This is a genomic window from Paenibacillus vulneris, from assembly GCF_039543185.1.
In the GTDB taxonomy this organism is placed as follows: domain Bacteria; phylum Bacillota; class Bacilli; order Paenibacillales; family NBRC-103111; genus Paenibacillus_S; species Paenibacillus_S vulneris.
Genome location: NZ_BAABJG010000006.1, coordinates 368995 through 386499, shown reverse-complemented (window position 1 = coordinate 386499; position 17505 = coordinate 368995). Strand labels below are relative to the sequence as shown.

Genomic DNA, 17505 nt, shown 5'->3' with positions numbered 1-17505 from the left:
GGATGGGGTACACGCTTTACGTTGGTGCGATGGTGCGTTTTGGTGTTAGGTTGGTGCAATTGGGCGCTTACGTAAGTGCCTGTTCATTCGCTGACGCTTATGAACGGGGCACCTACACGCTTAACGTTTTGAGGGTTGGGGCAGGGAAGGAAGGGCGGGCAGTTCGCTATCGCTGCTGCCAAAAACCTAACCCCCCAGAACCCGAAAACCCGAAAACCCGAAAACCCGAAAACCAGAAAAGCATTAAGGGCAAGGCAGTACGCTCCGCTGCTGCCGGACCCGATAAGATCAAGGGCGAGGCAGTGCGCTTCGCTGCTGCCGGACGCTAATTGATGCCTTGCTTACTATGGCTGCAAGATGATTTCATTATGCAGAACAGCTTACGCAATCTTCCACTTCAAGGCTTTTATTCCGTACGTAGTATACGGTTTTTAAGCCGTTTTCCCAAGCGGCCATGTACAGCTCAAGGAATTCCTTGGCAGAAAGCTCAGGAGTGATGTACAGGTTGAACGATTGAGCCTGGTCAATATGACGCTGGCGTACGCCAGCGGCCTTGATGCTCCAATGCTGGTCGATACGATGAGCTTCTTTGTAGAACCACATCGTTTCGGCGTTCAGGTTCGGAGCGGTTTGCGGGATGACCGCATTTTTCTTTTCTTCTACGAAGAACTTGTTGAAGATCGGGTCGATACCTGCGGTAGAACCGGCGATCAACGAGGTAGAAGCGGTAGGAGCGATAGCGAACATCCAGGCGTTACGTACGCCGTGCTTGGCTACCTGCTCTTTCAATTCGAGCCATTCCGGGCTGTTATAGCCGCGGTCATCGAAATAAGCGCCGGTTTGCCATTCGCTGCCCTCGAATACTTTGTAGGCGCCTTTTTCTTTGGCAATTTCCATCGAAGCTTTGATTGCGTAAAAGTTCATCCACTCATACACTTCATTAGCTTTAGCGATATGCTCATCGGATTCCCATTGAATCTTCAGCTGAGCCAGCATTTGATGATAACCGCTGGAGCCGAGGCCAACAGCGCGGTATTTTTTATTCGTAATTTCCGCTTGCGGGATCGGATAATGATTCAAATCGATGACATTGTCCATCATGCGCATTTGCGTTGTAACGACGCGTTCGATATCTTCCTTCGTATACACGCGTCCCAGGTTCAGGGAAGACAGGTTGCACACGACAAAATCGCCGCTCTTCACTTGATTCGTAATAATGCCGTCTTCATGGAAACTTTGAACCAGCTCGGTCGGGCTCATGTTCTGGCAAATCTCGGTGCACAGATTGGAGCAATAAATCATGCCCGCGTGCTTATTAGGGTTAGCACGGTTGACGGTATCGCGGAAAAACAGGAACGGAGTTCCCGTCTCGAACGAGCTCGTCATAATGCGCTTCATGATATCGATAGCCGGAATTTCTTCTTTGGAAATTTTATCGTCGTTCACGCAATCCCAGTAGCGGCGCTCCCATTCCTCGCCCCAGCTGTCCTCGATCGAGTAGCCTTTCGCTTTACGAACCTCATGAGGGTCGAACAAGTACCAGGTGCCTCTTTCCTTCACTGTTTTCATGAACAAATCCGGGATACAAACGCCAGGGAAAATATCGTGAGCCTTCATACGATCGTCGCCGTTGTTAGTTTTCAGGTTCAGGAAATCGAGAATATCCTTGTGCCATACGTCCAGGTAGATAGCTACCGCACCGGAGCGGACGCCTAATTGATCTACGGCGATAGCCGTGTTGTTGTAGTTTTTGATCCACGGCACGACGCCGCCTGCAACGTTCTTATAACCGCGAATGTTGGAGCCGCGGCTGCGAACCTTGCCGACATAGATTCCCATGCCGCCGCCATGCTTGGATACCTGGGCGAAGCTTTGGTCCACGTTGTAAATGCCCCACAGATTATCCGGCACCGTATCGATAAAGCAGCTGGACAGCTGATGCAGCGGCTTGCGGGCATTGGCGAGCGTCGGTGTAGCGACGGTCATTTCCAGGTTGCTCAGCACATCGTAGAACTGCTTGGCCCATTTGAGCTTGTCCGTTTCCTTCATAGCCAGATGCATGGCGACACCCATGAACAGCTCCTGCGGCAGCTCCAGCACTTCTTTGTCCATGCCGCGAATCAGGTAGCGGTCAGCCAATGTTTTGAGACCGATATAGTTTAAGAGATAATCGCGCTCCGGTTTGATGTAAGCGCCCAGCTCTTGAATATCTTCCTTTGTATAATGCTCGAGTATGTATTTTCCATACAATCCCATATCAGTTAAGTAAGTGATGAGGGAGTACAAGTCGCCATAGCCAAAATGGCCGTATTTACGATTCAAACGGGCTTCCTTGTACAAATCGTAGGTGAGAAGCTTCGCAGCGACGTACTGCCAGTTCGGCTGCTCGACGCTTGTTTTTTCCACGGCTACCTGGATAAGCAAACGCTGAATTTCTTTCGTTGAAATCCCGTTGCGGAACAAAGGCAGCAATGCGGTTTCCAGCTCGAGCTGATCGCATTCCGGATATGTTTCGCAAGCGAAATCGATAACCTTCTTCATTTTGGAGAAAACAAGCTCTTCTTTCGTTCCGTCTCTCTTTACGATAATCATCTAAAACCTACTCCTTTTTTTGAGCGAAGATGGGAAAAATGCGCATTGAAAAAGCATGCAGCCCTGCTTAAAGCGGGCGCATGCCAGCAGCTAAGGTGGCCATGCATCGTTGTGGCGCGGGTTCCTTAAGGCCCATGGCTGAATCTATGAAACCGCGTGAAAGCGAAATGTGTCGTTTATGAGAGATATTCCCACAATATATAGTTGTCTTTGAAGACATAAATAGAATTTACCTCAATATATGGTGGGTGTCAAATGAATATTTTTCGACAAGTTTCATGCCTTCCGAGGCCATTTGATAGGCTGTAAACAGCCGAATTCCTTTTGATAAGGGCGATTCCGAGTCTTCATCGGATGTAGCTTCTGTATAAAAAGATAGATTTTCAAGAAGAAAAATAGGAGCTTAGACCTACTAGCTTCTTCTGCCAAAAAGCTGATGCCAATCCAATATAAGCAAGATCATAATGAGGAGCCATTTCGGATCATAAAATTTTCAATAATGATTTTCACGAAAGGAAGGAATTCCAGAAACGATAACGAATATATGTTCGTATAACTGAAAAGGTGGGAGGATCAAGGATGTCGTTATCTTTCAAAAAAGAGCTGGCCCAAGCTTATGATGCGGATGCCGTACGCCGTTCACAATCATCCATGCCAGACTGGAAGGCAGAGGAGAGGGATTTGTTCATAGAGCGTCTGCGTAAAAATGGAGGAGGGAGCGTGCTTGAGATAGGGGCCGGGACCGGCAGAGACAGCTTTTATTTCCAGCAGTGCGGGTTGGAGGTGACCTGTATTGATTTGTCCGAAGAAATGGTCCGTCATTGCAAGGAGAAGGGGCTGAATGCGGCCGTGATGGACTTTTATCAGCTGGAGTTCCCTGACCGATCGTTTGACGCCGTCTATGCGCTGAACTGCCTGCTGCATGTGCCCAAACAAGAGCTGGGTCAGGTGCTTGCGGAAATTCGCAGAGTGCTCAAACCCAATGGCCTCTTTTATATGGGGGTATACGGAGGGCGCGACTCGGAAGGGATCTGGGAGAATGACGTGTGCGAGCCGAAACGGTTCTTTTCGTTCTATACCGATGAGGCCATTCAGAAGGCTGTGAAACCGTACTTCAAACTCGATTCTTATCGCATAGTCCCTCTTCAGCAGGACGAGCTGCATTTTCAATCCCTCTTCCTATTACCATAAAAAGAAGCCCTGCAGCTTTTGCTGCAGGGCAAGTTGTAAAAAAACCTGGTTTCGCGCGAACGATGCTGCAAACGGAGGCGGGGTATGCCTTGGAGGAGCGATAGCGTCCGCCTTTGAAATCCGTGAAAATACCGCTAAATATGATGAGCTTTCACGGGTTTCAACAGCGGCTGGAGGGGCATACCCCACCAGAGGATGATAGCACGGGTTCAAGCTTTACTGGTTTTTGAACACTCTTCCCGAGGCACTCGCTGCGGGACTTCTTTTCCCCCCTCAACCGAATTGCGCCTGATGCAGCTTGGCATAGGCCCCTCCTACAGCCAGAAGCTCTTCGTGCCGGCCCTGCTCCGCAATCCCGTCCTCATTGACTACGATAATCCGGTCGGCATGTCGGATGGTCGCGAGCCTGTGGGCGATAACGAGAGTCGTGCGGTTCGCCGACAGCTCGGTAAGCGCCTGCTGGATCACGGCCTCGGTCTCGGTGTCGAGTGCAGAGGTCGCTTCGTCCAGGATCAGGATCGGCGGGTTCTTAAGGAACATCCGCGCAATGGCCAGACGCTGCTTTTGCCCGCCAGACAGCTTCACGCCTCTTTCCCCGATAGGGGTATCGAGCCCGAGCGGGAGCGAGGCGATGACCGACTCCAGATGCGCGCTACGGGCGGCTGCCAGGATCTCTTCTTCGGTCGCGCCAAGCTTGCCGTAAGCAATATTGTCACGCAGCGTTCCCGAGAACAGGAAGACATCCTGCTGAACGATGCCGATCTGCGAACGCAGGGAACGCTGCGTCATCTGGCGGATATCGATGCCGTCGATGGAGATGCTGCCGCTCTCAATTTCATAGAAGCGGGGAAGGAGGCTGCACAAGGTCGTTTTTCCGGCTCCGGAGGGGCCGACAAAAGCGACGGTTTCACCCGCCCGAATGCGCAGGTTGATGTCCCGCAGCACATGCGCATGATTTTCGTAGCCGAAGGTCACGCCCTTAAACTCAATGTCCCCGTTCAAATGCTTGACATTCACGGCATTCGGCGCATCGGCCACGTCCGGCTCCACATCCATAATTTCCAGGAACCTTTTGAACCCGGCCATACCTTTCGGGTACTGCTCCAGCAGCGCGGTTATTTTTTCAATCGGCTTGAAGAAGATATTTACGAATAGAAGGAAGCCGACCAGCTCTCCGTAAGACATGCCCCGATAAATGACCAGCCAGGCTCCGCATAGAAGCACAAGCAGCGTAATCAGCCTCATGAGCAAATACATCCCCGATGCGCTGTATGCGATAATCCAATAGGATTGCAGCTTGGCGAAGCGGTACTTTTTGTTGTTCTCCGAAAATTTCTTGATCTCATGCTGTTCATTCGTAAATGACTGCACAACGCGAATGCCGGCGACACTGTCCTCGACCTGGGCGTTCACGTCGGCAATGTTCGTATACATCTGATTGGCTGCCTTGACGAGCCTTCCGTTGCAGAGCACGATCAGCCATATCAATAAAGGAAGAGCTATGAAGGTAATGCAGGCCAGCTGCCAGTTTAAGTAAAGCATAATCGAGAAGGCGCCAATAAAGGTCATAACGGCAATGAACAAATCCTCAGGCCCGTGATGGGCTACTTCCCCGATCTCAAACAGGTCGTTCGTCATTCTGGACATCAAATGTCCGGTCTTATGGTTATCGAAAAAGCGAAACGATAATTTTTGCACATGCTGAAACAGCTTTTGACGCATATCAAATTCGATTTGAATTCCAAGCTTATGTCCCCAATAGGTGACGACAAACTGAAGGCCGCTGCTCAGCAAATACATGGCAAGCAAGCCGGCTCCCGCCCACAGTATCCAGGGCCAGTTGCGATCAGGCAGCAGACTGTCGACGATCCATTTGACTGCCAGCGGAAAGCTGAGCTCAAGAAGGGCCACGAACAGAGAGGCCGTAAAATCGACGGCGAACAGCTTCCAATGAGGCCGATAGAAGGCCATGAAACGGCGTATCACAAAAGATTCCTTCCTTTCTCCGCAATGTATTTACGTATTTTAATAGGGAAGAGGCTTGGTGACAAGAGAAGAGATGATCTTAATTATTTTTTCCACCGGCAAGAGTATGACATTACGGTGAAAAGTTTGGTTAGCCTCGTCCGAGTATGCTACATTAGAACATAAGAAGGCGGCTACGGAACGTCGCGGTGCCGCGAAATTTTCAAGGTTAGGGGAGAACGAGATTGAGTGAGAAGGATGCGCTTGTTCGATTCGGCATCTCCATGCCGCAATCCTTAATTGAGCAGTTCGATGCGCTGCTGGAGGAACAGGGATATGATAATCGGTCCGAGGCGATTAGGGATTTGGTGCGCAAAGCGCTGCTCGCGCCCTCCCAGATCAAACCCGATCAGATGGCGGCAGGAACGATCGTTATGGTGTACGACCACCATGTCAGCGATTTGCCGATCGTACTGACCGAGCTGCAGCATGAGTACCATCATGAGATCAACTCTACGATGCATATTCATTTGAACCATCAGCAATGCCTGGAAGTGATTGTGGTTCGAGGCGTCGTGAGCAAGCTGCGGGAGCTGCAGCAGCGCATTCAGGTGCTCAAAGGCGTGTTTTATGCAGAGCTGTCCGTAACCCATATGGATAGCCGTGGGGCCGACCGCTCCCATCATCATGATCATGCACACCCCCATTCCCATGGAGAATAAGTGCGATAGGCTTTTGAAGAGATAAATATGCGTAAGTGGTAAGGGATTCTTAGACGGGAGGTATACCAATGGGGAAAAAATATTACACGCTGGCTGAAGCCAACGCGATACTGCCGATTGTACAACAGGAGCTGGAGAAGCTGCAGGATATCAAACGGCGGTTTCGCGTGAAATATGAACAGCTGCATCAGCTAAAAATCTACCACCGTCAACAAGGTGTGATGGTCGAGGAAGATCCGTATTTTACATTGGAATGTGAAATGGAATTTATGCAGCTGGAAGGCAATGCTGTGCTTCAAAGCTTTGAACTAAAGGGCGTTCAGCTGAAGGATGTCGATACCGGACTTGTCGATTTTCCGGCATGGATCAACGGTGAGGAAGTGCTGCTGTGCTGGAGACAGGGAGAGCCGCGCGTCGAGCACTATCACGGGCTGTATGATGGTTTTGCGGGTAGAAAGAAGATTACGGGCGAGTAGCCTGTTCATAGGATCAAGGAGGACTTTCTCACAATGATCACCATAAAGACGGCCGGCACGCGTCGGCGGAGAATAATAAGCAGACAAGTCGGGTGGCTGGTGCCGCTTATTTGCTGTCTATGCTTTTTCTTTTATCTGGTTGTTTTGCCGAATCCGGTTTCGGCGCATGCCAGCCTTGTGGAGTCGGTACCGCCAGCCAATGCGGAACTGAATGAGCCCCCGGGCAGCATTACTCTCACTTTTAATGAAAGATTGGAAGACGGCATCTATTATGTGCGGGTGTATGATAGCAGCAAGAAGCAGGTGACCGCGAATAAAGCTCAATTGAATGCCAACCGGACTTCCGTTGAACTGCAGCTGCCCAAGCTCGGGCAAGGAAGCTATCTGGTCACTTATCATGTCATCTCAGCTGACGGACATCCCGTAGAAGGCACGTATTTATTTGCAGTAGGCCAAAGCTTGGGCAATCAGCCTGCGGAGGCGCTGCCATCGATGGAGCATATGCATTCCCATGGCTTGTCGACGCAGCTCGGATTTATGGAGATTCTTCAATATATATCCAGAATCCTATATTATGCATTGATGCTGCTGTTCACCGGCTGGGTCGTATGGCAGAGATTTTATGGCAGCCGCAGCGACAGTGTGTCATCATTACTTCAACAATGGAGCATGCAGCTGCAGCGCGGATATTTACTTGCCTTCTTGTTCTTTATGTTCACTCACGTGTTTGCACTTATCGGGGATGGCGGACCGGAAGCGTTCGCAGTCATTTTTACCAAAACGATTATCGGCTATATTTGGATAGCCTCTCTTGTAGTGTCCCTATTGGGCCTTGTCCTGCTGTACCGCCGTCTCTGGCTGGATTTGACCTGGGTAGCGCTTGTATGGCTGACCAAAGGTCTCAATGGCCATGCCGCCGCATTTCAGCCTTTGAAGCAGACCTTGCTGCTGGATATCATCCACTTGGCTGCTGCAGCTCTATGGGTAGGCGGTCTGCTGATGCTGATCGTCCTCTGGAGGCACAGCAAGGAAGAAGGCTTGCGGTTCTTCCCGCGGTTTTCCTCCACTGCGCTGGCTTCCATTGTCCTGCTGGTATTGTCGGGAATATTGTCCGTTCTGATCTTTTTGCCGAATGTCGAATATATTGTGGAGACCCAATGGGGCAAGCTTCTGCTCGCCAAATGTGCTCTGGTGCTCCTGGTTATTTGTACGGCGGCATGGCTTCGCTGGGCATACAGGAAGCGCGGCGAAGGCAGGATCGCAGCATTGCTTAAAGCGGATGCTGTACTGGCGCTTCTCATCGTGCTCATTGTCGGCGTGTTCACTTATTTGACGCCGCTGCCTGCGAACGAGCCGCTGAATTGGCATGTGATGGGAGACAAGATCCACATGACCACGCAGATCACGCCTAACGTGCCGGGAGTGAATGATTTCACGGTGAAGGTGTGGCTGCCGGAATCGTTAGGCAAGCCAAAGCAAATGATCTTGAAGCTGCACGATGCCAGTGCCAAAGATATAGCTCCTATCGAGGTTCCTGTCCAGTATACCGAGGATGCCAGCGTAGAGGACAGCTTTGGGGGATTGAAGAAGCATACGTATAAGGCCAAAGGTGCTTACCTGCCTTATCCAGGCTATTGGGACATCGAGGTCCGGGTTATGGACAGCAATGATGACGAAACGGTCTACAATAAACAAATCCGTTTATTTTAATTCGAAAAGAATACTTATGTAACAACGAACCCGGTGCGAACGCCGGGTTTTTCTTTGGATTTATTTATCTATTGCATCATTTGTTTGCGGTTCCATTGAATGATTCGTTCCGTATAATTCATTTAAATGCTCCACATGAGCTACTCCCCAATCATTTAACGCCTGCAAAATGGTAGCCATCCCTTTACCGTATTCTGTGATGGAGTATTCTACCTTGGGGGGAACTTGATGATAGATCTCACGATGAACAATATCGTGATATTCCAACTCCCGTAATTGTTGGGTCAGCATTTTTTTGGTGATATCCGGTATCGATTTTTGAAGCTCGCTAAATCTCATAGTTCCGTTTGAAAAAAGGCGAAGCAGAATAACTGGCTTCCATTTCCCGACAAGGATCTCCAACGCCGTCTCGAATTTACAAAAGGTAGACATGAATATTACTCTCCATTCCTTTAACCGCCTTAGGTTTCTTTGTGTATACTACGTTTATTTTAAGTAACTACTTCCTTAAGAGATTCCTATGGATTATTATGCATCTAGAGCTCAATAGACACAAGAGGAGTAGATGTTGAAGAAAAAACAGTATGGATTCTCGTTAATCAGGTTGGGATATCAACATATGAAAGTGATAGGGAGTGGGCGTCATTTATGAATGTCGGTTTATGGATCGTACAAGGGATATTGGCATTGGGATTTATTTATTCCGGTTGGTTGAAGGCGTTTCAGTATGAAGCAGCAAAAACGTCCTGGACATGGGTGAGTGATGTTCCCAAAAATCTCGTTTTCTTTATTGGTTTAGTGGAATTGCTTGGAGTAATAGGGTTAATTTTGCCTCAAGCTTTAAAAATCGTCCCTGTTTTGACACCGATTGCTGCGGCCGGACTTGCTGTAATCGTTCTTTTGGGTGCAGTATTCCATATTATGCGCGGCGAATATGGGGAAATTGTCGTGAACTTCATTTTCTTAGCGCTTGCCCTATTTGTTGCGATTGGCCGTTTAAAGTATTGAGCTATTGTATCCTATTAGTGTAACGATTCTCAGTTAAACAAAACAAAACCCCTTCAGCCTAAAGGAAGGGGTTTTTGAGTGCTATTTTTTCTCTTTAATAACCAATAAAACGCCGATAAGAATGAAGAAGGAACCAATCCAAAACGTTACGCCTATGCTCTCCCCTAAAATAAGCCATCCAAGGAATGTGCCGACCACGGGTTGAAAGAAGAAAAACAGCCCGCCGTTGGAGGCGTTAAGCATTTGTAATCCACGATTCCAGAGCAGAAATCCGCCTGCTGTTGAGATAACACCCAAATACAAGACTCCTCCCCAAATACTAGGATTCGTCAGTTGAGAGAAGTTAATTGCGTGTAAACGTGGCAAGACAAAAGGGGTCAGCACAATTAGGGATACGAAGATGGAATAGGTAGTCACCACAGTTTGTGAATAACTATTCGGAACACGCTTGACAAGCACAGACATCAATGCCCATGTTAATGCAGCTATGAGAAGCCAAATACCGCCAAGTTTATTGGAAAGGTTCACTTGTCCAACTCCCACAATGAGTAAAACCCCAATTGTTGCTAAGCCAATAGAAAGTCCCTTTTTTAAAGTGAACCGCTCTTTGAGGAATAAACGGGCAAAAATTACCATAAATGCTGGTGTTGAGGAAGTTATAATGGCTCCCATTTGTGCTGAGGACAGCATGGTACCTGTTTCCTGAGCAACTATCGAAATGGTATTCCCAATAACCCCAATAGCTATGATGATTAAAAAATGATGCTTATGAATTCGCCAGTTTTGCCGTGTCATCAAGCCGATCATGAGCAGTGCCAGAATTGCCACTACATATCGCATCCACACCAGCTCGAGTGGGGGGATGACCGCAACTACAATTTTAACTACAACGTACATGCCGCCCCAAATACTGGCAGCTAAAGCTAAATAAACAGAACCTAATAAGGTATTTTTCATTTTTCGTTCCCTCCGTTTTTAGTTAAGGTCATCAAGCCCCTAACGGAGAGAATGCAGTCACCTTCACTCCACTAAGGGCGCGGAAGTGCTGCTGGTACATCATTTTCAAATAATGGAGAATAATACATTTGGATTCACCTCTAGTCCCAATCTAACTGCAATAGATAAGAAGTATAGTAACAAAATATCGACCTTCTGAACAGACAAACAGCATTTAGTAAATCCTAGCTGGATGCAGCAGCATCCAATACATCCTTATTTCCCCTTTCCATGAGTAATTCCAAGAAAATGCTGCAAAATACAGAAGAAGCACAAAATGAATTTGGGGTGGCATATGAACATCATCCATCGACTGTTTCATTGGACGCTTAAAAAATCAGGTCAAGCTGAACCCCATACCAATAAGGAAGAACATAACGACATGCCTTCCCTGAATCAAACGCTGAACGAATTCAGGGATTGTGCCGATTTAGTACATCGTTCGTATGCAGATATCGGCATAGATTTGTTATATTTTGGCCCCTTGGTCAACAGCGATACCCTCCTAGGGGACGTGGTAAATTCGTTACTAGGATTGCAAAAGGAGCAAGTGGCCCGGTATCTGCAGCAGTCCCAATTTCACCTGGCTTCGAATATGAAGGATGTGGTTAAAGGGATTTTGGCGGGTCAGGCAGCCATCTTTTTCAAAGAACAAGCCTATCTCGCGGACGTATACGGGCCTCCTTCCCGTTCTGTATCGATATCGGAGACGGAGACCGTCATTACCGGTCCTCATGATGCGTTTACAGAAGAAGCGGGAGTGAATCTTTCCTTAATTCGCCGAAGGGTCAAGAGCTCTCATCTGAAGGTGATTAAACTATCAGTAGGCGAGGTCACCAAAACAGATGTGTACCTCTTATATATCCAAGATATTGCCAATGAGGCTTATGTGGAGGAGGCCATCCTCAGGATCAGAAACATTGAAATCGACGAGGTTTTCGATACGAATATGCTTATTCAATATATTGACGATAGTCCCTATTCCATCTTTCCTCAGTTTCATACCTCCGAACGACCGGATGCTATCGCTTCCAAGCTGGTCGCAGGTCGTATTGTCGGAATTACGGACGGCAGCCCTTCCGCTTTCAGCGCGCCGACCTCATTTTTTGAGTTTTTTTCCTCGTCGGATGATTATTACCAACGATGGCTGATCGGCACGGCGACACGCCTGTTAAGGCTATTGGCTTTCGGAATTACCATTATCTTCACAGCTCTGTATGTTTCGATAACAACTTACCATTATGAAATGATACCTGAGAATCTGCTCATTACGATAGCCGAATCGCGAAGTAGAGTCCCATTTCCACCTGTATATGAGGCTTTCCTAATGGAAATTACGATTGAGCTTCTGAGGGAGGCAGGCGCGAGGCTGCCGACGAAGATAGGTCAAACCATCGGTATCGTTGGAGGTATTGTTATTGGGCAAGCTGCCGTACAAGCGGGGCTTACAAGCAATATATTAATTATTGCCGTGGCTTCCTCTGCCATCTCCTCATTCGTTATCCCAAGCTATGTTATGAGCGCTTCTATCCGACTTCTTCGTTTCGGGTTAATTTTGCTGGCGGGCTTGGCGGGCAATTTCGGTCTGGCGGTAGGAATTGCAGCGATAGTCGTTCATATGAGCGGAATCACAAGTCTCGGGACGTCTTACCTAACCCCTGTAGCTCCATCTCAAATGAAGGATTGGAAGGATATGTTTATCAGGGCCCCTTTCAATTTACTGACCGCCCGGCCAACGCAGAGCAATACGCCCAATAAGGTGAGAAATAAAATGAGGAGATAACGCCAGTTGAGAATTCAAGAGAAACTATCCTACTTTCACGCTTCCATCCTTATTTTTATGATTCAAACTGGAGTCGTGCTGTTCAGCCTTCCTCAGCTATTGGCCCAGCAATTTGGCACCAACGGATGGATAATGCTGTTTTTCTTCGGGGCAATTGCGCAAGCCAATATTTATTTAATATCGCTTGTGTACCGTCTTGGCCAAGGCAGGTCTCTGTTTGAAATCGTAGAACAGTCGGTTCCTAAATTCATTCTATACCCTCTTTATGTAGCTTTGGTGAGCATATGGGCGTTGTTAGGCTGTTTGGTTACCAAAGAATATGTGCTTATTTTCCAAATGGTTGCTTTCCCTACGACAAGTCCGATGGTTTTCAAGCTTATTGTCGATATTCTTGTCTACGGTTTATTGATTAAGGGCATATACAATATTTCCAAAGCCGCAACCGTCTTCTTTTGGCTCGTCGTATGGATGAATCTTTTGATCTTTTTTTTATACGAGGAATTTAACTGGTCAAGACTGACTCCCTTCTTTTTGCAGGGGGGAGATAATACGGTCAAGGGATATTTTCAGGTATATTCTGCGTTTCTCGGGTACGAGCTTAGCCTTCTTCTCTTCCCCTATTCCGATAAAAAAACGAAGCTGATGAAAGCCGCCACATGGGGAAATATGATCTTGTGCGTAACTTACGCTTACCTCTGCTTGATCGTCTTCGGTTTTCTTGGCGCGGAACAGTTGAAAGTGATGCTGTTTCCCGTTCTGGATATTTTGGCCTACATTAAATTCCCGTTTGTGGAACGTATAGAAAATTTGTTTTACGGTTTCTTCTTATTCACGGTAATGATCACCACCGTTATGTATACCTGGTCAGCTAATGAAGTAGGCATAAGGTTGATCCCCAAAATGAAGGAGAACGTCATGGGATTTCTGATTATTGGCCTTGTTTATCTCGTATCCTTTATCCCGGATATATTAAGTAAAGTCCAGCATTGGTTAAACGTGCTGTCTATGATTGAAATGGGCATCGCTTTTGGATTGCCTATTTTGGCCATCTTCATACTGCTCTTGCAGAAATCAAAGGGAGAATTGCCGGATGGATAAAACAAGATGGATGGCAGGCCTGCTTCTTCTAATTTTTCTTACCGGCTGCGGGGACCAGCGTATATTGGAAAGAGTGGGTTTTATTCAGACCACGACATATGATCTGATGCCGGACGGCACCTACAAAATTGTTATCGCTCTCCCTAAGGTGGATCCCGAATCGAAGGTATCCCGCGATATTCTTGCTACTGTCGCACATAGCGTCAAGGAAGCCAAGATTAACCTTTCCAAAAAAAGCAGTCTGATGTTAGTCAACGGGCAAATACGGAATGTTCTTTTTGGTTTGGCGGTTGCCAAGAAAGGATTAGACAATCACTTTGATACGTTGGCTCGAGATCCGTCCATTTCCCCTCATATGAAAATAACGCTGGTAGATGGAAGTGCGGGCGCCATCATGGAGAAAACCTATTCGCATCACAAAAACACAGGGAAATATATCGATCATTTACTGGAAAAGGAATCCAAACAGCACGCAGTGCCAAAAGTCACTTTATACAGCTTTTTGAGAGATTACTATGATGATGGTATTGATCCGGTTGCCCCTGTCATTAAGGATATCGGGGAAGGGATAACTATCGATGCCGTTGGATTGTTCCGGGATAATAAGTATATCGATAAGATCAGCTCGAAGGAAACGATGATTCTCGCAGTTCTAAGGGACTCGTTCAAAAGAGGGAATATCGCTATTCCTTTGGACAAGAATAATCCGTCGGAAGTGGCCATGTTCAATTCTTTGATCAGCCGGAGGAAAGTAAACATTATACCAAATAGCGAAGGGAAGCCCGCCGCTCGCATCCTTGTTCGTATCAAAGGAACCGTGTTGGAATATACGGGTGATTTAAAGCTAGGGGAAGACAAGGATAGGCGGGAGCTGGAGAAGAAGATATCGGCCCTTCTTACGGCTCAAGGTAACCAAATGATTCGGTTCATGCAGAGCAAAAAAGTCGATAGCCTGGGAATTGGAGCCTACGTTAGAAATCAAATGAGCTATAGCGGATGGAAAAAGATGGACTGGCACGAGGAATATTCGAAAATGGATATACAGTGCAGGATTCAAATGGAGATAAAAAATTACGGGAAGATCAAATAGAAAGCCTGCGGCTGGAGTCACCTCGGTGAAACAACGAGACGCAGGCTGTTGAAGCATGGGGGAAAAGATCGATTTACTCTTTCCAGCTTTGTTTGTGCAAGTCAGACACGTACTGAGCAGCTGCCGCGTTGGAAATGACCTGCTCCGGACTTTTGCAGCCGGGAATAACGGCCGTCACCGCAGGATGCTTCAAGCACCAGGCCAGCGCCCAAGTGGCCATGTCCATTCCGGCGGGTACCTCATGCTCACGGATGCGTTCCACTTCCTCCAAACGGCGGATGGTTTGTTCACGGTCATGGCGGTTGCGGACGTCGTTATCCGGGAATACGGCACCCGGTTTGTACTTGCCGCTCAAATAACCGCTTGCCAACGGCACGCGCGCCAATACGCCCAAATCCTGTTCTTCGCAGGAAGGGAATACGCGTTCTTCGGGCTTGCGGTCCAACCGATTGTAGACGACCTGAATCGTTTGAGAATGAACCTTGGTCGATGCCGCAGTCTGGTGCAGATTATCGTTGCTGGCGATCGAGGTACCCAGATGACGAATTTTGCCTGCTTGTACCTGCTTGTCCAGTAAGGTCCACAGATCGTCTTGATCGAAAGCCTCATCCGTTCCCGAGTGGAACTGGTATAAGTCGATATAGTCCGTCCTGAGCGCCCGTAGAGATGCTTCCAGCTGCTCCAGCACTTCCTTCGGAGACCAGTGCTGCGTACGCTCCTGGTGGCCGTGAAAATGATGGCCGAATTTGGTAGCGATGATCCAGTCCTCGCGGCGGTTGCGGGCTACATAATCTCCAATAAGCGATTCGGAAGTATGATCACCATAGCATTCGGCCGTATCGATCAAGTTAATGCCGGAAGCTTTGGCCTGGTCCAGAATGGCGTCCGCTTCGTCTTGCGTAAATGCCTTGCCCCATTCTCCTCCGAATTGCCAAGTTCCTACTCCAATGACGGATACCTTCAAATTGGTTTTGCCTAATCTGCGGTATTTCATGCGGATCCCTCCCTAATATGGATGACTCTCTTTTATTTAACGACAACGGAGCGAAGAAGTCAAAAAGCGGCGCAGCTTGAAAATACCTTTTTAAATCGCATAAAATAATGCCAGCAGATACAAATTAACACTAAAGCAAGTTAGGAGGACAATCCGTATGACTCGCAAAAGATTCGCACTATCAACACTATCCTTATTAATAGCGGTAACGGCTTTAACGGCGTGCAACAAAAACACCGCAAATCCGAACGATCCCGGAACGAAGCCGGCGACACTGCAAGGAGAATCGGAGCATTGGAGGGTGAAGGTTGATTATACGGCCAAAGGCTCCAAGCTAGAAGAAAGTGTTACGGTCGAATATAAAATTGATGAAGAGATAAGTGATGCTGCTCTAGCTGTCATTCATGCAGACGGTACCTCTCTAGTGAACGCTATAACGGAGCCTTCCTTGGCAAAACCGGGACAGCCGATTACGCTGGATAAAAAAGGGGAAGTCACAACATGGACAGGAACAGATCAGGCTCAGGTGGAGTGGAAGGTTGGAGAACAAAGAACAAAGGAATATATAACGTTAAAGAATAAAACATCCGCTACCCCATAATCACACAAAAATTTATGTTAAATTAATCTTTCTTTTGCCAATATGTTGTAGAATGGACAAATGAAACGGCAAAAGGAGCTGAAATAATGCAACGGGTGAAACGATGGATCAAGGAATGGGTTCCAACGTTGGCAATCGCTGTGATTGTCAGCTTTACCTTTAATACGTATGTTGCGCAAGGGATGAAGGTACCGACCGGCTCGATGCTGCCTACCATTCAGCTGGACGATAAAATACTGGTGGAAAAAATGGTCAAGCTGACTGACTTTCAATTCGGCGATATCGTCGTGTTCTATCCCCCGCTGCCTGATCAGGCTGATCAACGCTTTGTAAAAAGGCTAATAGGTCTTCCAGGTGATACGATAGAGATTAAGGACGGGGCCTTGATTCGCAACGGGCAAAAAGTAGATGAGCCTTATTTGAAGGAGAAAATGAACTACACCTACGGACCGATTACGGTGCCCGAGAATAAATACTTTTTCCTCGGAGATAACCGCAACGAGAGTCTCGATTCCCATTTATGGGCTACGACCCCTTTTGTAGATAAGGATAAGCTGATAGGCAAAGTAATGTTCCGTTATTTTCCATTCAATCATATCGGGACCTTGGACTGATTCGATCTGATGCCAACTTATGAAAATACCTTCTATCCCTATGGGGAGGAGGTATTTTTTGGTATAATCGTCTTTATATTATCATCTATTGAACTGCAGGACGGTTTTTGTAACTAGATAAGGGAGTGGAGCCGTTTTGGACAAGGAGTACATTACGATTCAGTCGAGGAAATACGGGAACCGTCTCCATTATGAATGGAAAGCAAGGCCGCTCGAAAAGACGGACAAGCATATCTTCGTACTGAGCGAGCCGGGCCGTGAACTGCATCATTACACCAGAGGCAAAATTTTCATTTGTCAGCATTGGACGATTGAATATTTCTCCTTTGCCTCCTGGTTTACCGTGAGTGCCGATGTAGTGGACGGATCTATCACGCAGTATTATTGTAACATCAACCAACCCGCCACTTGGGACGGGAATACGGTAACCTATGTCGATTTGGACCTGGATTATGTCCGAAGGAACAACGTTTGGAAGGTCATCGATGAAGATGAGTTTGCGAGTAATGCGGTGGAGCTTGCCTACCCTCCCGAGCTGGTTGAAAGAGCGAAGCTGGAATTAGAGAGCCTTCAGCAGCGCGTAGCGAATGGGCAGTTCCCTTTTGACGGGACGATAGAAAGGTATGTTCAGGCGATCCCGAAGGGGACGCATTAATGGGGGGAGA

Annotated in this window: 16 protein-coding genes; 11 read left to right on the top strand and 5 right to left on the bottom strand. The window is 47.6% G+C overall.

Features of this window, described 5'->3' with window-relative positions; all coding sequences use genetic code 11:
- Window positions 1-366 precede the first annotated feature (366 nt).
- Window positions 367-2592, bottom strand: a complete 2226-nt coding sequence (locus ABEA66_RS07105; RefSeq protein ID WP_192701314.1) for a ribonucleoside-diphosphate reductase subunit alpha — start codon at window positions 2590-2592, stop codon at window positions 367-369.
- A gap of 579 nt (window positions 2593-3171) precedes the next feature.
- On the opposite strand from ABEA66_RS07105, the gene ABEA66_RS07100 reads away from it, so the two are divergent.
- Complete coding sequence (locus tag ABEA66_RS07100) at window positions 3172-3783, top strand: class I SAM-dependent methyltransferase (protein ID WP_345587025.1); 612 nt, start codon at window positions 3172-3174, stop codon at window positions 3781-3783.
- Between the two features lie 273 nt (window positions 3784-4056).
- Here the strand turns inward: ABEA66_RS07100 and ABEA66_RS07095 are convergent, their stop codons facing one another.
- Window positions 4057-5769, bottom strand: coding sequence for an ABC transporter ATP-binding protein (locus ABEA66_RS07095; protein WP_079914431.1), 1713 nt, complete (start codon window positions 5767-5769; stop codon window positions 4057-4059).
- 224 nt (window positions 5770-5993) lie between these two features.
- On the opposite strand from ABEA66_RS07095, the gene nikR reads away from it, so the two are divergent.
- The 3 genes from nikR (at window position 5994) to ABEA66_RS07080 (ending at window position 8656) form a co-directional block, all read left to right on the top strand.
- Window positions 5994-6470 (top strand): nickel-responsive transcriptional regulator NikR, encoded by a 477-nt coding sequence (nikR, locus tag ABEA66_RS07090; RefSeq protein WP_079914432.1) that lies wholly within the window; start codon window positions 5994-5996, stop codon window positions 6468-6470.
- 68 nt (window positions 6471-6538) lie between these two features.
- Entirely contained in the window at window positions 6539-6946 is a 408-nt protein-coding gene (locus tag ABEA66_RS07085; RefSeq protein WP_079914433.1) for a DUF2203 domain-containing protein, read from the top strand.
- A 33-nt stretch (window positions 6947-6979) separates the two neighbouring features.
- The gene (locus tag ABEA66_RS07080; RefSeq protein WP_345587024.1) at window positions 6980-8656 is read left to right on the top strand and encodes a copper resistance CopC/CopD family protein; all 1677 of its coding nucleotides are present in this window, start codon (window positions 6980-6982) and stop codon (window positions 8654-8656) included.
- Window positions 8657-8716: 60 nt separating this feature from the next.
- Here the strand turns inward: ABEA66_RS07080 and ABEA66_RS07075 are convergent, their stop codons facing one another.
- Window positions 8717-9088, bottom strand: coding sequence for a winged helix-turn-helix transcriptional regulator (locus ABEA66_RS07075; RefSeq protein WP_079914435.1), 372 nt, complete (start codon window positions 9086-9088; stop codon window positions 8717-8719).
- 216 nt (window positions 9089-9304) lie between these two features.
- Here ABEA66_RS07075 and ABEA66_RS07070 point away from each other — a divergent pair, with 216 nt between their 5' ends.
- A complete protein-coding gene (locus tag ABEA66_RS07070; protein ID WP_345587023.1) occupies window positions 9305-9664 on the top strand; it encodes a DoxX family protein in 360 nt (119 codons plus the stop codon).
- Between the two features lie 81 nt (window positions 9665-9745).
- Here ABEA66_RS07070 and ABEA66_RS07065 read toward each other — a convergent pair whose 3' ends face one another.
- On the bottom strand, window positions 9746-10621 hold the full coding sequence (locus ABEA66_RS07065) for a DMT family transporter (RefSeq protein ID WP_345587022.1): 876 nt from the start codon (window positions 10619-10621) through the stop codon (window positions 9746-9748).
- A gap of 316 nt (window positions 10622-10937) precedes the next feature.
- Between ABEA66_RS07065 and ABEA66_RS07060 the strand changes: the two genes are divergently transcribed.
- The 3 genes from ABEA66_RS07060 to ABEA66_RS07050 are packed head-to-tail and all read left to right on the top strand — an operon-like array spanning window position 10938 to window position 14631.
- Window positions 10938-12443, top strand: coding sequence for a spore germination protein (locus ABEA66_RS07060; RefSeq protein WP_345587021.1), 1506 nt, complete (start codon window positions 10938-10940; stop codon window positions 12441-12443).
- Window positions 12444-12449: 6 nt separating this feature from the next.
- On the top strand, window positions 12450-13541 hold the full coding sequence (locus tag ABEA66_RS07055; protein ID WP_345587020.1) for a GerAB/ArcD/ProY family transporter: 1092 nt from the start codon (window positions 12450-12452) through the stop codon (window positions 13539-13541).
- Window positions 13534-14631 (top strand): Ger(x)C family spore germination protein, encoded by a 1098-nt coding sequence (locus tag ABEA66_RS07050; protein ID WP_345587019.1) that lies wholly within the window; start codon window positions 13534-13536, stop codon window positions 14629-14631. The genes ABEA66_RS07055 and ABEA66_RS07050 overlap by 8 nt, the downstream gene beginning before the upstream one ends.
- Before the next feature lie 73 nt (window positions 14632-14704).
- Here the strand turns inward: ABEA66_RS07050 and ABEA66_RS07045 are convergent, their stop codons facing one another.
- Window positions 14705-15625 carry an aldo/keto reductase gene (locus ABEA66_RS07045; protein WP_345587018.1) on the bottom strand — a complete coding sequence of 307 codons (921 nt, stop codon included), beginning with the start codon at window positions 15623-15625 and terminating at the stop codon, window positions 14705-14707.
- A 157-nt stretch (window positions 15626-15782) separates the two neighbouring features.
- Between ABEA66_RS07045 and ABEA66_RS07040 the strand changes: the two genes are divergently transcribed.
- The 3 genes from ABEA66_RS07040 (at window position 15783) to ABEA66_RS07030 (ending at window position 17495) form a co-directional block, all read left to right on the top strand.
- On the top strand, window positions 15783-16226 hold the full coding sequence (locus ABEA66_RS07040; protein ID WP_192701308.1) for a hypothetical protein: 444 nt from the start codon (window positions 15783-15785) through the stop codon (window positions 16224-16226).
- Window positions 16227-16312: 86 nt separating this feature from the next.
- On the top strand, window positions 16313-16840 hold the full coding sequence (gene lepB, locus ABEA66_RS07035; RefSeq protein WP_079914441.1) for a signal peptidase I: 528 nt from the start codon (window positions 16313-16315) through the stop codon (window positions 16838-16840).
- A gap of 136 nt (window positions 16841-16976) precedes the next feature.
- Entirely contained in the window at window positions 16977-17495 is a 519-nt protein-coding gene (locus tag ABEA66_RS07030; RefSeq protein ID WP_345587017.1) for a DUF402 domain-containing protein, read from the top strand.
- Window positions 17496-17505 lie beyond the last annotated feature (10 nt).